At 41.4% G+C, this 20,256-nt stretch carries 16 protein-coding genes and 1 pseudogene; 16 read left to right on the top strand and 1 reads right to left on the bottom strand.

Annotated elements, in window-relative coordinates; translation table 11 throughout:
* From N8M09_RS02645 to N8M09_RS02585, 13 genes and pseudogenes are all read left to right on the top strand, one after another.
* Positions 1–219 (top strand): annotated as a pseudogene (locus N8M09_RS02645) (hypothetical protein); the annotation flags it as partial.
* Positions 220–547: 328 nt separating this feature from the next.
* Positions 548–1,258: a thiol-disulfide oxidoreductase-associated membrane protein CcdA2 gene (gene ccdA2, locus N8M09_RS02640; RefSeq protein WP_261063600.1), complete on the top strand. Its 711-nt coding sequence runs from the start codon at positions 548–550 to the stop codon at positions 1,256–1,258.
* 13 nt (positions 1,259–1,271) lie between these two features.
* The gene (locus N8M09_RS02635; RefSeq protein ID WP_261063598.1) at positions 1,272–1,835 is read left to right on the top strand and encodes a redoxin family protein; all 564 of its coding nucleotides are present in this window, start codon (positions 1,272–1,274) and stop codon (positions 1,833–1,835) included.
* A gap of 9 nt (positions 1,836–1,844) precedes the next feature.
* Entirely contained in the window at positions 1,845–2,957 is a 1,113-nt protein-coding gene (msrB, locus tag N8M09_RS02630) for a peptide-methionine (R)-S-oxide reductase MsrB (RefSeq protein ID WP_261063596.1), read from the top strand.
* A 70-nt stretch (positions 2,958–3,027) separates the two neighbouring features.
* Positions 3,028–3,765, top strand: coding sequence for a response regulator transcription factor (locus N8M09_RS02625; protein WP_261063594.1), 738 nt, complete (start codon positions 3,028–3,030; stop codon positions 3,763–3,765).
* A complete protein-coding gene (locus tag N8M09_RS02620) occupies positions 3,762–5,453 on the top strand; it encodes a cache domain-containing sensor histidine kinase (RefSeq protein WP_261063591.1) in 1,692 nt (563 codons plus the stop codon). The genes N8M09_RS02625 and N8M09_RS02620 overlap by 4 nt, the downstream gene beginning before the upstream one ends.
* A gap of 114 nt (positions 5,454–5,567) precedes the next feature.
* Positions 5,568–6,131 (top strand): TIGR01440 family protein, encoded by a 564-nt coding sequence (locus N8M09_RS02615; protein ID WP_261063590.1) that lies wholly within the window; start codon positions 5,568–5,570, stop codon positions 6,129–6,131.
* Between the two features lie 2 nt (positions 6,132–6,133).
* Positions 6,134–12,031: a ZmpA/ZmpB/ZmpC family metallo-endopeptidase gene (locus tag N8M09_RS02610; RefSeq protein WP_261063588.1), complete on the top strand. Its 5,898-nt coding sequence runs from the start codon at positions 6,134–6,136 to the stop codon at positions 12,029–12,031.
* A 60-nt stretch (positions 12,032–12,091) separates the two neighbouring features.
* Positions 12,092–13,813 carry an aminodeoxychorismate synthase component I gene (gene pabB / locus N8M09_RS02605; RefSeq protein WP_261063578.1) on the top strand — a complete coding sequence of 574 codons (1,722 nt, stop codon included), beginning with the start codon at positions 12,092–12,094 and terminating at the stop codon, positions 13,811–13,813.
* Entirely contained in the window at positions 13,814–14,431 is a 618-nt protein-coding gene (locus N8M09_RS02600; RefSeq protein WP_261063575.1) for an alpha/beta fold hydrolase, read from the top strand. It abuts the gene before it with no gap.
* Positions 14,432–14,480: 49 nt separating this feature from the next.
* Entirely contained in the window at positions 14,481–15,173 is a 693-nt protein-coding gene (locus N8M09_RS02595) for an excalibur calcium-binding domain-containing protein (protein ID WP_261063573.1), read from the top strand.
* Positions 15,174–15,284: 111 nt separating this feature from the next.
* Positions 15,285–16,244, top strand: a complete 960-nt coding sequence (locus N8M09_RS02590) for an ROK family glucokinase (protein WP_000078563.1) — start codon at positions 15,285–15,287, stop codon at positions 16,242–16,244.
* 97 nt (positions 16,245–16,341) lie between these two features.
* Positions 16,342–17,181, top strand: coding sequence for a thymidylate synthase (locus tag N8M09_RS02585; protein WP_261063558.1), 840 nt, complete (start codon positions 16,342–16,344; stop codon positions 17,179–17,181).
* 50 nt (positions 17,182–17,231) lie between these two features.
* Here N8M09_RS02585 and N8M09_RS02580 read toward each other — a convergent pair whose 3' ends face one another.
* Positions 17,232–17,402: a DUF3042 family protein gene (locus N8M09_RS02580; RefSeq protein ID WP_001051777.1), complete on the bottom strand. Its 171-nt coding sequence runs from the start codon at positions 17,400–17,402 to the stop codon at positions 17,232–17,234.
* Positions 17,403–17,522: 120 nt separating this feature from the next.
* On the opposite strand from N8M09_RS02580, the gene miaA reads away from it, so the two are divergent.
* The 3 genes from miaA to N8M09_RS02565 are packed head-to-tail and all read left to right on the top strand — an operon-like array spanning position 17,523 to position 20,254.
* Positions 17,523–18,407: a tRNA (adenosine(37)-N6)-dimethylallyltransferase MiaA gene (gene miaA / locus N8M09_RS02575; protein WP_261063556.1), complete on the top strand. Its 885-nt coding sequence runs from the start codon at positions 17,523–17,525 to the stop codon at positions 18,405–18,407.
* Complete coding sequence (gene hflX / locus N8M09_RS02570) at positions 18,400–19,638, top strand: GTPase HflX (RefSeq protein WP_261063545.1); 1,239 nt, start codon at positions 18,400–18,402, stop codon at positions 19,636–19,638. Before miaA ends, hflX begins: the two co-directional genes overlap by 8 nt.
* A complete protein-coding gene (locus tag N8M09_RS02565; protein WP_261063536.1) occupies positions 19,631–20,254 on the top strand; it encodes a cystathionine beta-lyase in 624 nt (207 codons plus the stop codon). The genes hflX and N8M09_RS02565 overlap by 8 nt, the downstream gene beginning before the upstream one ends.
* Positions 20,255–20,256: the final 2 nt, after the last annotated feature.

Here is a 20,256-nt window from a genome sequence, read left to right as displayed (position 1 = left end):
TTTAGTCAACTACGTATGCGAGAAGAACAGGCATTGTTGGCACAGGACTATGCCTTGGAACAAGCTGAAGAAAAAGGATTAGAACGTGGCCGTGCAGAGGGTATCGAAGAGGGGTTAAAAGTAGGTTTAGTAAATCTAGTTCGCCAAGGTCTTCTAACACCTGAGGTTGCCAGCCAGCAATTGGGAATGACCGTTGCTGAGTTTGAGGCCTTGTTGTAAGACTATTACCAATAATGGTCAAAATGGCGTTCTTAGAACTAAAAAAATACAGAGGAACCAGCAAAGATAAGGTTCGTAAACCGTGGCTGGAGTTTTTGTAAATCAGTAAATCAATGACAGATTTTTCCGCGATAGATGGAAGAATCTGTTTTTTAATTTACTAAATGTTGGCTCAAAAAACTAAGATAGCTTACCCTTTTACTCATGTTTTTTGATTTATTTGAAGTATAACCTGATTAAATTCCTATTTTTCCCTATCATTGTCCCTATTTTTTCTTGATTTTTGGAGCTATAATAGTCCTATCAAATCAAAGAATGGAGGAAGGCAATGGATAATATAATCTTTTTTATCAGTGTTTTTCTTGCTGGAATTCTTTCCTTCTTTTCTCCTTGTATCTTACCCTTGTTGCCAGTCTATGCAGGGGTCTTGTTGGATGACAAAGATGGTGCTCAGGCTTCTAGTGGCAAATTTTCAATCTCACTTGTTAGTTTATTGCGAACTCTGGCTTTTATAGCGGGGATTTCCTTTATCTTTATCCTACTGGGCTATGGAGCTGGTTTTTTAGGCAATTTGCTGTATGCTTCTTGGTTTCAGTATGTGACGGGTGCGCTTATCATTCTCTTGGGCTTGCACCAGATGGAAGTCTTACATTTTCAGGGACTCTACAAGGAAAGAAGGCTACAATTACAGAGACAGGGGCAAAAGGGTAACGGCTATAGTCAGGCATTTTTACTGGGATTGACCTTTAGTTTTGCTTGGACGCCTTGTGTGGGGCCGGTTCTGGGCTCTGTTTTGGCATTGGCGGCTTCAGGTGGTTCAGGTGCTTGGCAGGGGGCTGCTCTCATGTTGGTTTACACGCTGGGTTTGGCACTACCATTTTTGGTTCTAGCTCTAGCCTCCAGCTATGTTTTGAAACATTTCCGAAAACTTCATCCCTACCTTGGAACCCTCAAAAAAGTAGGTGGTTTCCTCATTATCGTGATGGGAATCTTGGTGCTTTTGGGAAATGCTTCCATTTTGACTACATTATTTGAATAGAGAGGAAAAAGAAATGAAAAAATGGCAAACATTTCTCCTTGGAGTAGGATCAATCTGTTGCTTGGCAGCCTGTTCGGCTAAAAACATGTCAGACGAATCTACTATGAAGGAGCAAACAAAAACAGAACAAGTCAGTTCGCAAACTGCGACTAAAGGTCAGGCAGTTGCTGATTTTGAACTGACGGGAGTAGATGGCAAGACTTACCGTTTATCTGATTATAAGGGTAAGAAAGTCTATCTCAAATTCTGGGCTTCTTGGTGTTCCATCTGTCTAGCCAGTCTTCCAGATACGGATGAAATTGCTAAAGATGCTGGTGATGATTATGTGGTCTTGACAGTAGTGTCACCTGGACATAAGGGGGAGCAAGCAGAAGCAGACTTTAAGAACTGGTACAAGGGCTTGGATTATAAAAATTTCCCAGTTTTAATTGACTCATCAGGAAAACTTTTGGAAAGTTATGGTGTCCGTTCTTACCCAACTCAAGCCTTTATAGACAAGGAAGGTAAGCTAGTCAAAACGCAACCTGGTTTTATGGATAAGGATATGATTTTAAAAACATTGAAAGAAATGGGGTAGAGAAAGATCATGAATGATAAAGTAAAATTGTTTGTCTTGGCAGGAATCTTTTTCCTAGCCATAACCGGTTTCTATTTTCTATTGATGCGAAATGCAGGGCAGACAGATAGCTCGCAAATTGAGAAAGCATCAGTTAGCCAAGGAGGAAAAACAGTGAAAAAAACAGAAATTAGTAAAGCTGCAGACTTGCACGAAATTTATCTGGCTGGAGGTTGTTTCTGGGGAGTTGAGGAATACTTCTCACGCGTTCCCGGTGTGACAGATGCCGTATCAGGCTATGCGAATGGTAGAGGGGAAACAACCAAGTACGAATTGATTAACCAAACAGGTCATGCGGAGACTGTTCATGTCACCTATGACGCCAATCAAATTTCCCTCAAGGAAATCCTGCTTCATTATTTCCGCATTATCAATCCAACTAGCAAAAATAAACAAGGAAATGATGTGGGAACCCAGTACCGTACTGGTGTTTATTACACAGATGACAAGGATTTAGAGGTAATTAACCAAGTCTTTAATGAGGTGGCTAAGAAATACGATCAACCTCTAGCAGTTGAAAAGGAAACCTTGAAGAATTTTGTAGTGGCTGAGGATTACCACCAAGACTATCTCAAGAAAAATCCAAATGGCTACTGTCATATCAATGTCAACCAGGCGGCCTATCCTGTCATCGATGCTAGCAAATATCCTAAGCCAAGTGATGAAGAATTGAAAAAGACCTTGTCACCTGAGGAGTATGCAGTTACCCAGAAAAATCAAACAGAACGGGCTTTTTCAAACCGCTACTGGGATAAATTTGAATCTGGTATCTATGTGGATGTAGCAACTGGCGAACCCCTCTTTTCATCAAAGGACAAGTTTGAGTCTGGTTGCGGCTGGCCTAGTTTCACCCAACCAATCAGTCCAGATGTTGCTACCTACAAGGAAGATAAGTCTTACAATATGACACGCATGGAAGTGCGGAGCCGAGTTGGAGATTCTCACCTTGGCCATGTCTTTACGGATGGACCACAGGATAAGGGGGGCTTGCGCTACTGTATCAATAGTCTCTCTATCCGCTTTATTCCCAAAGACCAAATGGAAGAAAAAGGTTACGCTTATTTACTAGATTATGTCGATTAAGAGGGCTTTCCTAAGCAGTTAGAGGAGAATTTTGCTATACTGATACTAGTAAGTGACAAAGGAGAGAAGCATGACCTATAGAATCTTAATCGTAGAAGATGAATATCTGGTAAGACAAGGCTTGACCAAGCTGGTCAATGTAGCAGCCTACGATATGGAAATCATCGGTCAGGCTGAAAATGGAAGGCAGGCTTGGGAATTGATACAAAAGCAGGTGCCAGATATCATTTTAACCGATATCAATATGCCTCAGCTAAATGGCATCCAGTTAGCCAGTCTGGTACGAGAAACCTATCCTCAGGTTCATTTGGTCTTTTTAACAGGCTACGATGATTTTGATTATGCCTTGTCTGCTGTCAAACTCGGTGTGGATGACTACTTGCTCAAGCCCTTTTCTCGTCAGGATATTGAGGAAATGTTGGGGAAAATCAAGCAAAAGTTGGATAAAGAAGAGAAAGAAGAGCAGTTACAAGATTTATTGACCGATAAGTTTGAAGGAAACATGGCCCAGAAAATCCAGTCCCATCTGGCTGATAGCCAGTTTAGTTTAAAGTCTTTGGCCAGTGACTTGGGCTTTAATCCGACTTATCTGAGTTCTTTGATTAAGAAAGAGTTGGGACTGCCTTTTCAGGATTACCTGGTAAGAGAACGTGTCAAACAAGCCAAGCTCTTGCTTCTGACTACAGATTTAAAGATTTATGAGATAGCCGAAAAGGTTGGTTTTGAAGATATGAACTACTTTACCCAACGCTTTAAGCAGATTGCGTGTGTGACACCTCGTCAGTTTAAGAAGGGAGAAGGCCGATGAAGCGTTCTTCTCTCCTAGTCAGAATGGTTATTTCCATCTTTCTGGTCTTTCTCATTCTCCTAGCTCTGGTTGGGACTTTCTACTATCAATCTAGTTCTTCAGCCATTGAGGCTAGCATTGAGGGCAATAGCCAGACGACTATTAGCCAGACTAGCCACTTTATCCAGTCCTATATCAAAAAATTAGAAACCACCTCGACTAGTTTGACCCAGCAGGCAGATGTCCTGACCTATGCTGAGAATCCCAGTCAAGACAAGGTCAAGGGAATCCGAAATCTATTTTTGACTATCTTGAAGGCAGACCAAGATTTGAAAGCTGTTGTACTGGTCACCAAATCAGGTCAGGTCATTTCTACAGATGACAGTGTGCAGATGAAAACATCCTCTGATATGATGGCTGAAGATTGGTATCAAAAGGCTATTCATCGGGGAGCCATGCCAGTTTTGAACCCAGCTCGTAAATCGGACAGTCAGTGGGTCATTTCTGTCACTCAAGAACTTGTTGATGCAAAGGGAGCTAATCTGGGCGTGCTTCGTTTGGATATTTCCTACGAAACTCTGGAAGCCTATCTTAACCAACTTCAGTTGGGCCAGCAGGGTTTTGCCTTTATCATCAATGAAAACCATGAATTTGTTTATCATCCTCAACATACAGTTTATAGCTCAGCTAGTGAAATGGAGGCCATGAAACCCTATATTGAGACAGGGCAGGGCTATACTCCAGACCACCGATCCTATGTCAGTCAAGAAAAGATTGCTGGAACAGATTGGACGGTTATAGGCGTGTCTTCGCTGGAGAAGTTAGACCAAGTTCGGAGTCAACTCATGTGGACCTTGCTTGGAGCCAGTTTCACCTCTCTTCTTGCCTGTCTCTGCTTGGTGTGGTTCAGTCTCAAGCGTTGGATTGCTCCTCTGAATGACTTGAGAGAAACCATGCTGGAGATTGCTTCTGGTGGTCAGAATCTTCGTGCCAAGGAAACTGGTGCCCATGAACTGAGAGAAGTAACTCGCCAATTTAATACCATGTTGGATCAGATTGATCAGCTGATGGCAGCTATTCGCAGGCAGGAAGAAACGACCCGTCAGTACCAACTTCAAGCCCTATCGAGCCAGATTAATCCGCATTTCCTCTATAACACCTTGGATACTATCATCTGGATGGCTGAATTTCAGGATAGTCAGCGAGTGGTTCAGGTGACCAAGTCCTTGGCAACCTATTTCCGCTTAGCGCTCAATCAAGGCAAGGATTTGATTTGCCTGTCTGATGAAATCAATCATGTTCGTCAGTATCTCTTTATCCAGAAACAGCGTTATGGAGATAAGCTGGAATATGAAATTGCTGAAAATCCTGACTTTGATAAGCTAGTCTTGCCCAAGTTGGTGTTACAACCCTTGGTAGAAAATGCTCTTTACCATGGCATCAAGGAGAAGGAAGGTCAAGGACATATTAGAGTTTCTGTCCAGAAACAGGATTCAGGACTGGTCATCCGTATTGAGGATGATGGAGTGGGTTTCCAAGATGCTAGCGATAGTAGTCAAAGTCAACTCAAACGTGGGGGAGTCGGTCTTCAAAATGTTGACCAACGGCTCAAACTTCATTTTGGAGACAATTACCAGATGAAGATCGATTCTGCACCTTTAAAGGGTACGACAGTTGAAATATACATAAATATAATAGAAACTAACTAACTCCCAGTCAATTCTGGGAGTTTTATGCAGGTTGGAGTAAGATTTTCAGGTTGTCTATCTTGCTAAAAACAAGAAAAAACGATATGATAGATAGTGACAAAAGAGGTATCAAGTATGAAGGAAAAAGACATTCAAAGAGAGACAAGACAGATTGTAGAAGATGTATTGGAAAAGGCCAATTTGAAGCAAGGATCCATCTTTGTTTTGGGCCTTTCTTCTAGTGAAGTGATAGGTGGTCAGATTGGCAAGGAATCCAGCCAAGAAATTGGCGAAATCATTGTGAAGACCATCCTAGATATCCTAGAAGAAAAAGGAGTTCATCTAGCTGTTCAAGGTTGTGAACATGTCAATCGGGCCCTCGTTGTTGAACGTCAGGTGGCAGAGCAGTTTGGTCTGGAAATCGTTAGTGTCCTTCCTACTCTTCATGCAGGAGGTTCGGGTCAGTTGGCAGCCTTCAAGTTTATGAAGGATCCAGTTGAGGTTGAATTTATCAAGGCTCATGCTGGATTGGATATCGGAGACACAGCAATTGGTATGCATGTCAAGCATGTTCAGGTTCCGATTCGCACTCTTTTGAGAGAGATTGGTCATGCCCACGTAACGGCGCTGGCTAGTCGTCCAAAATTAATCGGAGGTGCGCGTGCACACTATCCGCAAGATTCTATTAGAAAGTCGTGAGAATGAGAAAAACAAAACAACAACTAGAAAAAATTACCAAATATTCGATTCGTAAGCTAACTGTTGGGGTAGGTCCTGTAGCCATCGGGGCCTTCCTTTTTGGTGCCAGTGCCCTTTTAGTAGATAAGGTTCAAGCCAATGAAGTTGGCAGTGCTCATAGTGTTCATTACCGTTATTTGGCGGAGCAGGAATTGACCGAATCTGAAAAAGCCCTGATTCACCATGAGGTTCCTACAGAATTTCAAGATGATGATATTCTATATGTAGTTTATCGTAAGAAGGCAACTAACAGTCAACAACTTCCCTACACAGGAAGTAAGGAACTAGCCTTGGCAGGTCTTGGTTTGGCAACGGCCTCACTAGCAGTCTTTTTGGTGTCCAAAAAAGGTCGTAGAGAAGTTCTAGGTGTTCTCTTGATTGGTTCTTTAGGAGCCAGTACCTTTGTACCTTATGGGACATTTGCATTTGAAAATAAAGAATTGCTTTCTTATAACCAAACTATTTCGGCCACTACACATGAAGGTTTAGCTGAAGGGATTATCCACATTGATGGCTATGAATACATTGGATACTTTAAGGAAGCAGAACTCCATCCATCAAGACCAGTTTCAGCTGAGAAGCCTCAGTTGCCAGTAGAAAAACAAAATACAAATGAAATCGAGAAAACAGAAGTAGTTCAAGAAAGATCTGCTGTCACTCCAGAAACTGTCATCGAAAAACCTGTAGTAGAGAATCCAGTTGCTCCTGCTGTTGAAGAAAAACCAGTTTCTGAGAAGCCTCAGGTTAGACAGGAAGAGAGCTTGGTTGAGATTCCTTTTGAAACGGTCACAAGCCCAGATACGAATCTAGCAGAAGGACAGACTCGTATCGTCACAGCCGGAGTAAATGGTCAGCGTCGCCTTGTAACCAAAGTTTCGATGGTCAACGGTCAAGAAGTTAGAGAAGTCATTGAAGACCAAGTGGTTCAAAATCCTGTGTCGCAAGTCATTGCGGTAGGAACTAAGAAAGAGGTGCAACCTGCCCCAACTCCAGTACCACAAGCTGAACCAACTTACCAAGTAGCTAAAGGTACGCAAGAAGAAGGTAGAACAGGACAAGCCTTAACGCAGCCAGAATTGCCAGAGGCTCCAGTAGAAGCCAAAGGAACCCAAGAAGAAGGTAGAGCAGGACAAGCCTTAACGCAGCCAGAATTGCCAGAGTCTAAAGGAACTCAAGAGGTAGGTAAGGAAGGTCAATCCTTAACGCAACCCGAACTGCCAGAGGCTAAAGTAGAGTCTAAAGGAACCCAAGAGGCAGGCAAGGAAGGTCAAGCACTTGTTCAAGATCAATTACCTGAGTACAAAGTAACTGAGGGAACCCTTGTTGAAACATCAACTACAGATTTAGACTACAAAACTGAAACGACTGAGGATCCAACCAAGTATACGGACGAAGAAACTGTCGTAAGAAATGGTGAAAAAGGTAGTCAAGTTACCAAAACAACTTATAAAACAGTAGAAGGTGTCAAAACTGACCAAGTTCTTTCAACTAGCACAGAAGTTACCAAGGAGCCTGTAAACCAACAGGTAAGCCGTGGTACAAAACCAATTGAAGGAACTCTTGTAGAAGAAAGTCTTGAAAAGATTCCATTTAAGGAAGTTGTTAAAGAAGATGACCAACTGAAAAAAGGCTTAGAAGTTGTAGCTCAAGAAGGCAAAGAAGGCCAGAAAAAAATCACCAAGACCTTTAATACCATTAAGGGAGTTAAAACAGAAGACGCTCCAAAAGTTACAGAGGAAATCCTTGAGGCACCTCAAGACAAAATTTTGAAACGTGGTACCAAGACCTTTGAAAAACCAGTATTGACCATCACTGCAGTTGAACCTAAGGATTTGAAACGTACTTCAGATGTTAAATACAGTCTAGAAAATCCAAGCAAGGCGGCCATTAAATCTATCACCTTAACTCTGAAAAAAGGTGATGAGATTGTGAAAACATTGAATGTTTCACCTGACAACTTAACAGCTAGCCTGACAGATTTGCAATACTACAAAGATTATAAGATTGAAACTAAGATGGTTTATGACCGTGGTGAAGGCGATGAGGAAGTAGTTCTGAATGAAGAACCTCTAAGAATTGACCTCAAAAAAGTTGAAATCAAAAATATCAAAGAAACAAGCTTGATGAGTGTGGACGCTGACGGTAATGAAACAGATACTAGTTTGCTTACAGAAAAACCAGCTGATGTTGCCCCACTTTATCTACGAGTGACCACTCACGACAACAAGGTTACACGACTTGCTGTTGACAAGATTGAAGAAGTAGAAAAAGACGGAAAAACTTTATATAAAGTTACTGCCAAAGCACCAGACTTAGTTCAACGTAATGCTGATAACACACTTAGCGAAGAGTATGTTCATTACTTTGAAAAACAAAAAGCAAAAGAAGGTAATGTTTACTACAACTTCAATGAGCTTGTAAAAGATATGAAAGCTAACCCTAGCGGTGAGTTTAAACTTGGTGCAGATCTAAATGCAGCTAATGTACCAACTCCAAATAAAGAGTATGTTCCTGGTACATTTAAAGGTAAGTTATCAAGTGTTGAGGGACAACGTTATTCAATCCACAATATGACACGTCAATTATTTGGTGGTATTGAAGGTGGTTCGGTTAAAGATGTTAACTTGGCTAATGTCGATATTAATATGCCTTGGATTGATAACATTTCTGCTCTTGCTAGAACTGTTAAGAATGCTACTGTTGAGAATATTAAAGTAACTGGTAGCATAACTGGTAGAGATGGAATTGCCGGACTTGTTAACAAATTAGATAACGGCGGACAGCTTACTAATGTTGCTTATATCGGTAAACTTACTGGTGTAGGTGATAGAGGATGGGACTTCGCTGGTATGGTTGGTGAAATCTGGAAAGGTAATGTTAATAAAGGATATGTAGAAGCTGATATAGTTGCTAATAAAGCTCGTATCGGTGGATTTATCGCTAGATCAGATAACGGTTCTGATCCTAACGGAATTGGTAAATATGGTTCTGTTCGTAACGCTGTTACGAAAGGAACTATTAAGGTAAATACACCTGTTGAAGTAGGTGGTTTCCTTAGTAAGAACTGGGCATGGGGTAAAGTTGCAGACTCTGTGTCTATGATGAAAGTTGAAAATGGTGAAGTGTTCTATGGATCTAAAGATATTGACGAAGATGGTGGATACTTCTCAAATAACGCTTTAGAACGTAACTTTATCGTGAAAGATGTAAGTACAGGTAAACGTTCATTTAAATTCTCTGTTTCTAACCGAATTAAAGAAGTGTCTCAAGATGAAGCTGACCAGAAAATTGCAACATTAGGAATTACAGCTAATGATTATGTTATCAATCCTCTTGTTTCAGATACATTAAATAATGTTAAACCAAAGTCTGACACTTACAAAGATACTCAAGATTACGATGCATCTCGTGAACTTGCTTATCGTAATGTTGAAAAACTTCAACCGTTCTACAACAAAGAATGGATTGTAAATCAAGGAAATAAATTAGCTGCTGATAGTCCACTAATGACTAAAGAAGTATTGTCTGTAACTGCAATGAAAGGCAATGACTTTGTCACAGACCTTACAGATGCCGACCATATTTTGGTTCACTACGCAGATAAGACAAAAGACATCTTTACGATTTCTCCTAAGGACTCTCAAGTTAAGCAAGTAAAAGAGTATAGTGTTGCTGAGCTTGGTGAAGTTGTGTACACACCAAACATGGTTGTTAAAGATCGTGCTGACTTAATTAGTGCTATTGAAAGCAAATTGAGTCCAGTAGAATTACAATCTGACCCGATTTACCAACACTTGGGTAGAACTGGTCCTAACAAAGTCAATGCAATTAAGGATTTGTACTTAGAAGAAAGCTTCAAGTATGTGAAAGATAATCTGACTCAATTTGTTACGAAGTTAGTAGAAAATGAAGATCACCAGCTTAACACTGATGAAGCTGCAAAACGTGCCTTGATTAAGAAAATTGATGACAATAAGGCTGCAGTTCTTCTTGGATTAACTTACCTAAATCGTTACTACGGTGTTAAATTCGATGACTTTAACATTAAAGAGTTAATGTTATTCAAACCGGACTTCTACGGTAAGAATGTTAGTGTGTTAGACTTCTTGATTAAGGTTGGTTCTAAAGAAAGTAACATTAAAGGTGATAGAACTTTAGAAGCTTATCGCGAAACAATCGGTGGAGTTATCGGTATAGGCGAGTTAAACAGTTTCTTAGACTATAATATGCGTCTATTCACAAGTGACACAGACTTAAACGATTGGTTCATAAAAGCAACTAAAGATAATGTATATGTCGTTGAACCGAAGACAACAACACCTGAGTTTGCTGATAAGAAACACAGAGCCTACGAGGGGTTAAACAATGACATGCATGGTAAGATGATTCTGCCACTTCTGAACTTAAAAGATGCTCATATGATCTTAATCTCAACATATAACACTATGGCATACAGTTCATTTGAGAAATATGGTAAGAATACAGAAGCAGAACGTGAGGCATTCAAGAAAGAAATCGATAAAGTTGCTAAAGCTCAACAAAATTACCTAGATTTCTGGTCTCGTCTATCATTAGATAAAGTTCGCAACCAGCTATTGAAGAGCAACAATATGGTACCAACACCAGTACTTGATAACCAAAACTATAAAGAAGGCACTGATAAATACGGTCACACTAATAGTGGTAAAGACGTAGCACCTATCCGTGAATTATACGGACCAACAGGTCGTTATCATGCAACTGACTGGCGTATGGGAGCTGTAGCTCGTATTTACGGTAACCCTTATAAGGATGATTCAGTCTTCTTCATGGTTACAAATATGATTAGTGACTTCGGTATCTCTGCATTTACTCACGAAACGACTCACGTAAACGACCGCATGGTTTACTTAGGTGGTTCTAGACACCGTGAAGGTACTGACCTAGAAGCATTCGCACAAGGTATGTTACAATCCCCTGCTGAAACAAGTCCAAATGGTGATTTTAAAGCACTAGGATTGAACATGGCCTACGAACGTCCAAACGACGGAAACCAATGGTATAACACTAATCCAAACGATCTGACATCTCGCGCTGAAATCGATCATTACATGAAAGGTTTCAACGATACTCTAATGCTTCTTGATTATCTTGAAGGAGAAGCCGTTCTTGATAAAGGCAGCAAAGAACTAAACAACGCTTGGTTCAAGAAAGTTGCTAAGAAATTACGTAACGCTAATACGAAGAACCAATACGATGAGGTTCGTGATTTGAATGCAGAAGAAAAAGCATATAGCTTAACTTCTGTTAACGACCTAGTAGATAAGAACTTCATGACCAAACACGGTCCTGGTAATGGTACTTATGACCCAACTGGATTTGGCTCTGCCTATGTAACGGTGCCTATCACTGCTGGTATCTATGGTGGTAATACAAGTGAAGGAGCTCCAGGCTCTATGTCATTCAAACATAATACATTCCGTATGTGGGGTTACTTTGGATATGAAAAAGGCTTCTTAAACTACGCTTCTAACATGCTGAAAAATGAGTCTAAACAGGCTGGTCATGCTACTCTAGGTGATGACTTTATCATTAAGAAAGTTTCTGATGGTAAATTTAATACTCTAGAAGATTGGAAGAAAGAATACTTCAAAGAAGTTGTTGATAAAGCGAAAGCAGGATTTAACCCTGTTACAATCGACGGTACTACATACAGTAGTTACGATGACTTGAAGAATGCATTTGCTGCAGCTGTTGATAAAGATAAAGCTACTCTTAAAAATGGATCAGTTAAATCTGACAATACTGTTGCACTTAAAGAAAAAATCTTCAAGAAACTTCTTCAACAAACAAATAGCTTTAAAACTTCAATCTTTAAATAATTGAAATCTCTCATCTGCTTTGCGGATGAGGGTTTTCTTATTTTATGCTATACTTAAGGTATGCATAGAAAAACAGTGATTGATTTTAGGGCTTTGGGGGAGAGATACACCTTTACCCAGCCTATCAAAGAGTTAAAAACGAGAGATTTAACAGAAGTAACAGCCTTGCTGGCACAAGTGGAAAGCTACCAAGAGCAGGGCTACTATGTGGTGGGCTATGTCAGCTACGAGGCTGCACCTGCTTTTGAGGAGAAATTAGCAGTTCACAAGGCTCCTCTACTGGGAGAGTACCTACTTTACTTTACTGTTCATGATAGGGTGGAGACCTCTCCAATTCCTTTGACTTATGATGAGATTGATTTGCCTTCAAATTGGCAGGAAGTAACGTCTGCAGAGGAATATGAAAAGGCTATTGCCCAGATACATCATCATTTGCGGCAGGGAGATACCTATCAGGTCAACTATACCGTCCAACTCAAGCAAGATTTAAGTGCCAATCCTTTTGCCATCTACAATCGTATGGTAGTAGAGCAGGAGGCGGGCTACAATGCTTATGTTGAACATGAAGAGATGGCAGTGATTTCCATGAGCCCAGAGCTCTTTTTTGAGCAAAATGACCGTGAGTTGACAACGCGACCAATGAAGGGAACGACTCAGCGGGGAGTGACTGATCAAGAAGACTTGGAGCAGGCCAGTTGGTTAGAACAGGATCCCAAAAATCGCTCTGAAAATATGATGATTGTGGACCTCTTGCGAAATGATATGAATCGTATTTCTGAGGTGGGGAGTGAGCATGTGGAGCGTCTCTGCCAAGTGGAGCAGTATTCGACTGTCTGGCAGATGACTTCGACCATCAAGAGTCGGTTGCGAGAGTATGTTGACCTTGTTGAAATCTTTCGCTCTCTCTTTCCTTGCGGATCCATAACGGGAGCTCCGAAAATTGCGACTATGGAGATTATAAAGGACTTGGAGCCACAACCGCGTGGAGTCTACTGTGGAACGATTGGTCTTTTGCTTCCAAATGGACGACGGATTTTTAATGTTGCTATCCGGACTATTCAACTGTATCAAGGGAAAGCAATCTATGGAGTTGGCGGAGGTATTACATGGGATAGTACTTGGGAATCTGAATACCGCGAGGTTCATCAAAAGGCAGCTGTTCTCTATCGTAAACAAGCTCGCTTCCAACTGATTACGACTGGAAAAATCAGCCAAAAGAACTTGTTGTTTGAAACACAACATCTGGAAAGGCTGAGAAAAGCTAGTCGATATTTTGCTTATCCTTTTGACCCAGAAATTTTGAGACAAAAAATTGAAGCAGAGTGTCAGACTTGTGATGCTAATCAAGATTACCGCTTGCGAATTTCTCTCGGCAAGTCTGGAGAGATAGAACTCAGTCGTCAAATCTTAACATCCCTTAGTCCAAGTTTTTGCGAGGCCGAACTTTGTCTGCAAGAAACAGATTTGAATCAAGCATTTACCTATTTTAAAACGACTCATAGACCACACTTGACTCTAGGGAAACAGGAAATCATTTACCATAATGTAAAAGGAGAACTGCTTGAAACCTCTATCGGAAATTTGATTTTGAAAATCACTGGAAAACTCTATACACCGCCAGTCCGACTTGGAATCTTGCCAGGAATTTATCGTCAGCATTTGCTGGAAACAGGACAGGTAGAAGAGAAAGTCTTGACCTTGGCAGACTTAGTCCAAGCAGAAGCTATTTACGCCTGTAATGCAGTGAGAGGCTTGTATGAATTAAGCCTAGAGGAGAACTAGATGAAACTGGTATTTTTACACGGTTTAGGGCAGTCAGTAGAGAGTTGGAAAGAAGTTCGGAATCTACTGACAGATTATCCTTCTGAGGCTATTGAGTTATTTCCTTCTGGAGTTAGCAGCTATCAAAAAGCCAAGGAGCGAGTTTATCAACACCTAGCTCAAGAGACAGAACCTTTTGTTTTGATTGGATTGTCCTTAGGTGCTGCCCTGGCACTAGAATTTTCCAGTTACGATTTACCAAATCTCCGAGCTTTGGTTCTATCAGGATGCCCGCTTAAATTAGCAGGGAATATCCTATTTTATCTTCAGTTGCTGATTTTTAAACTACTTCCTAAAAGGGTATTTGAAAAACAGGGAGCAGATAAGACTCTTATGGTAGGAGTTTCTGAGGAATTGAAGACACTTGATTTAACGGATATAGCAGGGATTTGCCCCTATCCAACCTTACTAATTTGTGGCAGCAAAGATAAACCGAATCTTAGTTCTATGAGAAGTCTTCATAAACTAATATCAGAATCCCAATTTCAGATTATCCCAGATGGCCCTCATGTCTTGAATAAGGAAAAACCAAAGGAGTTTGTAGAAAATACCAGAAGTTTCCTTGAATTGCTGAAATAAGTTTGATAAAATAATATTGAAATCGATAACATTCCTATAGGAGAAAGTAATGAACAAACGTCTATTTTTTAAAATGAGTTTGGCGACGTTGTCAGTTTTAGCTTTGTTTTCACAACCAGTTTTAGCAGAAGAAAACATCCATTTTTCTAGCTGTAAGGAAGCTTGGGCTAATGGCTATTCAGATCTTCATGAGGGAGACTCTGGTTATTCTGCCAAGTTAGACCGCGATCATGATGGTGTGGCTTGCGAATTGAAAAATGCCCCTAAGGGCGCCTTTAAATCAAAACAAGCAACTGTGGCTCAAACTGATACAAGTTCAGCAATAACAAGTGGTTGGGTTAAGCAGGACGGTGCTTGGTATTACTTTGATGAAAATGGAAATTCAGTGAAAAATGCTTGGCAGGGAAGCTATTATCTGAAAGCAGACGGAAAAATGGCCCAGAGCGAATGGATTTATGATGATTCTTATCAGGCTTGGTATTACTTGAAATCAGATGGATCTTATGCTTACAGTACATGGCAAGGAAATTACTATTTGAAATCAGATGGTAAAATGGCACAAGGTGAGTGGGTTTATGACTCTTCTTACCAAGCCTGGTATTACTTGAAATCAGATGGTTCTTATGCTCGCAATGCATGGCAAGGAAACTACTATTTGAAATCAGATGGTAAAATGGCTAAAAATGAGCGAGTTGATGGAGGCCGCTACTATGTAGATGCCTCAGGTCTCTGGAAACCATAAGTCAGGATAAAATCCGGAAAGCTAATGCAAACCTTTGCATAAACGATTAGTTTTTGTTATACTATATCTGTAAGCATTTTCAATTAATTCATAATAAAAAAGGAGAATATGATGAGTCAAAAGATTATTGGGATTGACCTTGGTGGAACTTCTATCAAATTTGCAATCTTAACAACAGCAGGAGAAATCCAAGAAAAATGGTCTATCAAGACTAATATTTTGGATGAGGGAAGTCATATCGTAGATGATATGATTGAGTCTATTCAACACCGTTTGGACTTGCTTGGATTGGTAGCAGCGGACTTCCAAGGTATTGGAATGGGGTCACCAGGTGTGGTTGACCGTGAAAAAGGAACTGTTATTGGTGCCTACAACCTCAACTGGAAAACCCTTCAACCAATTAAAGAGAAAATTGAAAAAGCCTTGGGTATCCCATTCTTCATCGATAATGATGCCAACGTGGCAGCTCTTGGTGAGCGTTGGATGGGTGCTGGTGATAACCAACCAGATGTTGTCTTTATGACACTTGGAACTGGTGTTGGTGGCGGTATCGTTGCAGAAGGCAAATTGCTTCACGGTGTTGCTGGTGCAGCAGGTGAGCTTGGCCACATCACTGTTGACTTTGACCAACCAATCGCATGTACTTGCGGTAAGAAAGGTTGCCTTGAGACAGTTGCTTCAGCAACAGGTATTGTCAACTTGACTCGTCGCTATGCCGATGAATACGAAGGCGATGCAGCCTTGAAACGCTTGATTGATAATGGAGAAGAAGTAACCGCTAAGACTGTCTTTGATCTCGCAAAAGAAGGAGACGACCTTGCTTTGATCGTTTACCGTAACTTCTCACGCTACTTGGGAATCGCTTGTGCCAACATCGGTTCAATCCTCAACCCATCAACAATCGTTATCGGTGGTGGTGTATCAGCTGCGGGAGAATTCCTTCTACAAGGTGTTCAAAAAGTCTACGACGAAAATAGCTTCCCACAAGTACGCACATCCACTAAATTGGCTCTTGCAACTCTAGGAAATGACGCTGGAGTTATCGGAGCAGCATCACTTGTATTGCAGTAAAATAAAAAAGGAGAAAATTGCTTTCCAGAAGCGAGTGATTTTCCTCCTTTCTTTTTTTATGCTATACTAGTTAGGACAATAAATGAGGTGAGAGTAAATGACAAAAGCAGATACTATTTTTAAAGAAAATATTGAACGAATCCTCAAAGACGGTGTCTTTTCTGAGCAGGCCCGTCCCAAGTACAAGGATGGGACAGTTGCCAACTCTAAGTACGTAACGGGTGCCTTTGCAGAGTATGACTTGGCCAAGGGGGAATTCCCCATCACAACCTTGCGTCCTATTGCCATCAAATCAGCTATCAAAGAAGTGCTCTGGATTTACCAAGACCAGTCAAATAGCCTAGAGGTGCTCAATGACAAGTACAATGTTCACTACTGGAATGACTGGGAAGTGGGGGATACAGGAACCATCGGTGAGCGCTATGGTGCTGTTGTTAAGAAACACGACATCATCAATAAGCTTCTCAAGCAGTTGGAAGTCAATCCTTGGAATCGTCGCAATATCATTTCGCTCTGGGATTACCAAGCTTTCGAAGAAACAGATGGGCTGCTCCCATGTGCCTTTCAGACTATGTTTGATGTCCGCCGTGTAGATGGAGAAATCTATCTGGATGCGACCTTGACCCAGCGTTCGAATGATATGTTGGTGGCCCACCATATCAACGCTATGCAGTATGTGGCTTTGCAGATGATGATTGCCAAGCATTTTGGCTGGAAGGTTGGGAAGTTCTTCTATTTTATCAATAACCTCCATATCTATGATAATCAATTTGAACAAGCTCAGGAATTGCTCCGTCGTGAGCCGTCTGACTGCCAACCACGTTTGGTTTTGAATGTTCCTGATGGGACCAATTTCTTTGATATTAAAGCAGAAGATTTTGAGTTGGTGGATTATGACCCTGTTAAGCCACAGTTGAAGTTTGACCTAGCTATTTAAAAGAATAGAAAAAAGAAGTTGAGACAATAAATCCCAACTTCTTTTGTTTCTTAACGTGATACGCGGCGGCGAGCTGCTTTTTTACGGTTTTCTTCGATGAAAGCTGCTTTTTGTTCTTCTGGTTCAATCACTTTCTTTTTAAATGCGTATACTGCACCTGCAAGTGCAGCGACAGTTCCTGCGACACCTGTTACAAGACCTTTAGCGAATCCTTTAGCCATGAGTCTTCCTCCTTTATATTCTCAATCAGCCAGCCTCCTCAAGAGGTCACATTTTTCTGACTGACCTTTTTGTGTTATAATAATAGTAACGAAAAAATGGGAATTTTTCAAGGAAAAAAGATGAAAACAAAAATAATTGTGATTGTTGGACCGACTGCAGTTGGAAAGACGGCTCTAGCCATTGAAGTGGCCAAGCGTTTTAATGGCGAAGTGGTTAGTGGCGATAGTCAGCAAGTCTATAGAGGTCTAGATATTGGGACGGCTAAGGCTAGTCCAGAAGAGCAGGCGACTGTTCCCCATCATTTAATCGATGTTAGAGAGGTAACCGAGTCTTACTCGGCTTTTGATTTTGTTTCAGAAGCTAAGATGGCTATTGAGGATATTCACAGTCGTGGTAAGCTAGCCATTATTGCTGGTGGGACTGGACTTTATATTCAGAGCTTGCTAGAAGGTTACCACCTGGGTGGGGAGACACCTCATGAGGAGATTTTGGCCTATCGGGCTAGTTTGGAGCCTTATACAGATGAGGAACTAGCTCATCTTGTGGACCAAGCAGGTCTTGAGATTCCCCAGTTTAATCGTCGTCGTGCGATGCGTGCCTTGGAAATTGCCCATTTTGGTCAGAATTTGGAAAATCAAGAGACCTTGTATGAACCATTGATTATCTGCTTGGATGATGAGCGCAGTCAATTATATGAACGTATCAATCACCGCGTGGACTTGATGTTTGAGGCTGGGCTTTTGGATGAGACAAAGTGGCTTTTTGACCATTACCCTGATGTGCAGGCTGCTAAAGGGATTGGTTACAAGGAACTCTTTCCTTACTTCCGTGGAGAGCAGACCTTGGAGGAAGCCAGTGAGAGTCTCAAACAGGCTACTCGTCGTTTTGCCAAGCGTCAGTTGACTTGGTTCCGTAATCGCATGCAGGTCACCTTTTATCAGATTGGAGAAGCTGGTGTGCAAGACCGCATTTTAAGCCAGATAGAGGAGTTTTTAGATGATTGAAACGGAGAAAAAAGAGGAGCGGGTCCTGCTCATTGGTGTGGAATTGCAGGGCATGGACAATTTTGACCTCTCCATGGAAGAATTGGCCAGTCTAGCTAAGACAGCAGGGGCAGTCGTTGTAGATAGCTACAGACAAAAACGTGAAAAATATGATTCCAAGACCTTTATTGGCTCTGGAAAGTTAGAAGAAATTGCGCTCATGGTGGATGCAGAAGAAATTACCACTGTCATTGTCAACAACCGCTTGACTCCACGGCAAAATGTCAATCTAGAAGAAGTTCTCGGTGTCAAGGTCATTGACCGTATGCAGTTGATTTTGGATATCTTTGCCATGCGGGCTCGAAGCCATGAAGGGAAACTCCAAGTCCACCTAGCCCAGCTCAAATATCTCTTGCCTCGCTTGGTTGGTCAGGGGATTATGCTCAGTCGTCAGGCAGGGGGAATTGGTTCCCGTGGACCTGGTGAAAGCCAGCTTGAGCTGAATCGTCGTAGTGTTCGCAATCAAATTACGGATATTGAAAGACAGCTCAAGGTGGTTGAGAAAAATCGGGCGACTGTCAGAGAAAAACGTCTGGAGTCCAGCACCTTTAAGATTGGTTTGATTGGTTATACCAATGCTGGGAAGTCAACTATCATGAACACCTTAACCAGTAAGACCCAGTATGAGGCTGACGAGCTCTTTGCGACTCTGGACGCGACGACTAAGAGTATCCATCTGGGAGGCAATCTCCAAGTAACTTTGACAGATACCGTGGGCTTTATCCAAGATTTGCCGACGGAGTTGGTGTCCAGTTTCAAATCAACCTTGGAAGAAAGCAAGCATGTGGACCTTCTGGTTCATGTTATCGATGCCAGCAATCCTTACCATGAGGAGCATGAAAAAACAGTTCTGTCCATCATGAAAGACCTGGACATGGAAGATATTCCTCGCTTGACCCTTTATAATAAAGCGGATTTGGTGGAAGATTTCACGCCTACCCAAACGCCTTATGCCCTCATTTCTGCCAAGTCTGAGGATAGTCGCGAGAATTTGCAAGCTTTGTTTTTAGAGAAAATCAAGGATATTTTTGAATCCTTTACCCTGCGCGTGCCTTTTTCAAAATCCTACAAGATTCATGATTTGGAAAGTGTTGCGATTCTTGAAGATCGTGATTATCAGGAAGACGGCGAAGTGATTAGAGGCTATATTTCTAAGAAAAATAAATGGAGGTTAGAGGAATTTTATGACTGATATTAAAACGTTGGCTCTAAAATATGGGGGCTATACAAGTCTGGATAAGGTCTATCTGGATCAACTTCTAGCTGGTAAAACAGAGCAGGAGCAGTTGGCACTGATCACTCCTCCGCCAAGTGTGGTCAATGCTTACTTTGCAGAACTCTACCAGAAAAAGAGCCCTGAAGCAGCGACGGATTATTTTGCTGAAGTCACTCAGGAGCTGAATCTCTACAATGTTGAGCCAAGTTTCACCCTAGAAAGCAAGCCTTTTATTCGTCTTAATCTGTCTGGTAAATCCTTTGGTTTTTGTTATGAGAGTGAGGGTCTGGGTCGGATTTTCTCTGAAAATAAAGAAGTTATTTCGGAAGATTTACTCTTTGAAATTGCGCAAATTTTCCCCCATCAGCTAGTCTTTGAAGAGTCTGAAAAGATTTACATGAAGCCTGTCGGGGACGAGGAAGTTGTTAGTGTGAGAAGTCTCACAGCTTTGACTGATTTAGAAAGCTTAGCAGATGGTCGCAAGCGTCTCAAAGGCTACAGCCAAGAGGATTTACTGCAAGAAGCTTCTACTTTTTCTGGCAAGCGCTATTTTCGATCGGAAAACCGCACAGCCATGTTATATATTGATTAATT

It is taken from the genome of Streptococcus mitis (assembly GCF_946190375.1).
Classification (GTDB): domain Bacteria; phylum Bacillota; class Bacilli; order Lactobacillales; family Streptococcaceae; genus Streptococcus; species Streptococcus mitis_CJ.
Note: the sequence above shows the minus strand (reverse complement) of the source record. Positions and strands in the feature narration are given on the sequence as shown.

Coding starts and splice junctions, on each gene's coding strand:
- ccdA2 (WP_261063600.1), top strand. CDS start 548: ATGGATAATATAATCTTTTTTATCAGTGTTTTTCTTGCTGGAATTCTT.
- N8M09_RS02635 (WP_261063598.1), top strand. CDS start 1,272: ATGAAAAAATGGCAAACATTTCTCCTTGGAGTAGGATCAATCTGTTGC.
- msrB (WP_261063596.1), top strand. CDS start 1,845: ATGAATGATAAAGTAAAATTGTTTGTCTTGGCAGGAATCTTTTTCCTA.
- N8M09_RS02625 (WP_261063594.1), top strand. CDS start 3,028: ATGACCTATAGAATCTTAATCGTAGAAGATGAATATCTGGTAAGACAA.
- N8M09_RS02620 (WP_261063591.1), top strand. CDS start 3,762: ATGAAGCGTTCTTCTCTCCTAGTCAGAATGGTTATTTCCATCTTTCTG.
- N8M09_RS02615 (WP_261063590.1), top strand. CDS start 5,568: ATGAAGGAAAAAGACATTCAAAGAGAGACAAGACAGATTGTAGAAGAT.
- N8M09_RS02610 (WP_261063588.1), top strand. CDS start 6,134: ATGAGAAAAACAAAACAACAACTAGAAAAAATTACCAAATATTCGATT.
- pabB (WP_261063578.1), top strand. CDS start 12,092: ATGCATAGAAAAACAGTGATTGATTTTAGGGCTTTGGGGGAGAGATAC.
- N8M09_RS02600 (WP_261063575.1), top strand. CDS start 13,814: ATGAAACTGGTATTTTTACACGGTTTAGGGCAGTCAGTAGAGAGTTGG.
- N8M09_RS02595 (WP_261063573.1), top strand. CDS start 14,481: ATGAACAAACGTCTATTTTTTAAAATGAGTTTGGCGACGTTGTCAGTT.
- N8M09_RS02590 (WP_000078563.1), top strand. CDS start 15,285: ATGAGTCAAAAGATTATTGGGATTGACCTTGGTGGAACTTCTATCAAA.
- N8M09_RS02585 (WP_261063558.1), top strand. CDS start 16,342: ATGACAAAAGCAGATACTATTTTTAAAGAAAATATTGAACGAATCCTC.
- N8M09_RS02580 (WP_001051777.1), bottom strand. CDS start 17,402: ATGGCTAAAGGATTCGCTAAAGGTCTTGTAACAGGTGTCGCAGGAACT.
- miaA (WP_261063556.1), top strand. CDS start 17,523: ATGAAAACAAAAATAATTGTGATTGTTGGACCGACTGCAGTTGGAAAG.
- hflX (WP_261063545.1), top strand. CDS start 18,400: ATGATTGAAACGGAGAAAAAAGAGGAGCGGGTCCTGCTCATTGGTGTG.
- N8M09_RS02565 (WP_261063536.1), top strand. CDS start 19,631: ATGACTGATATTAAAACGTTGGCTCTAAAATATGGGGGCTATACAAGT.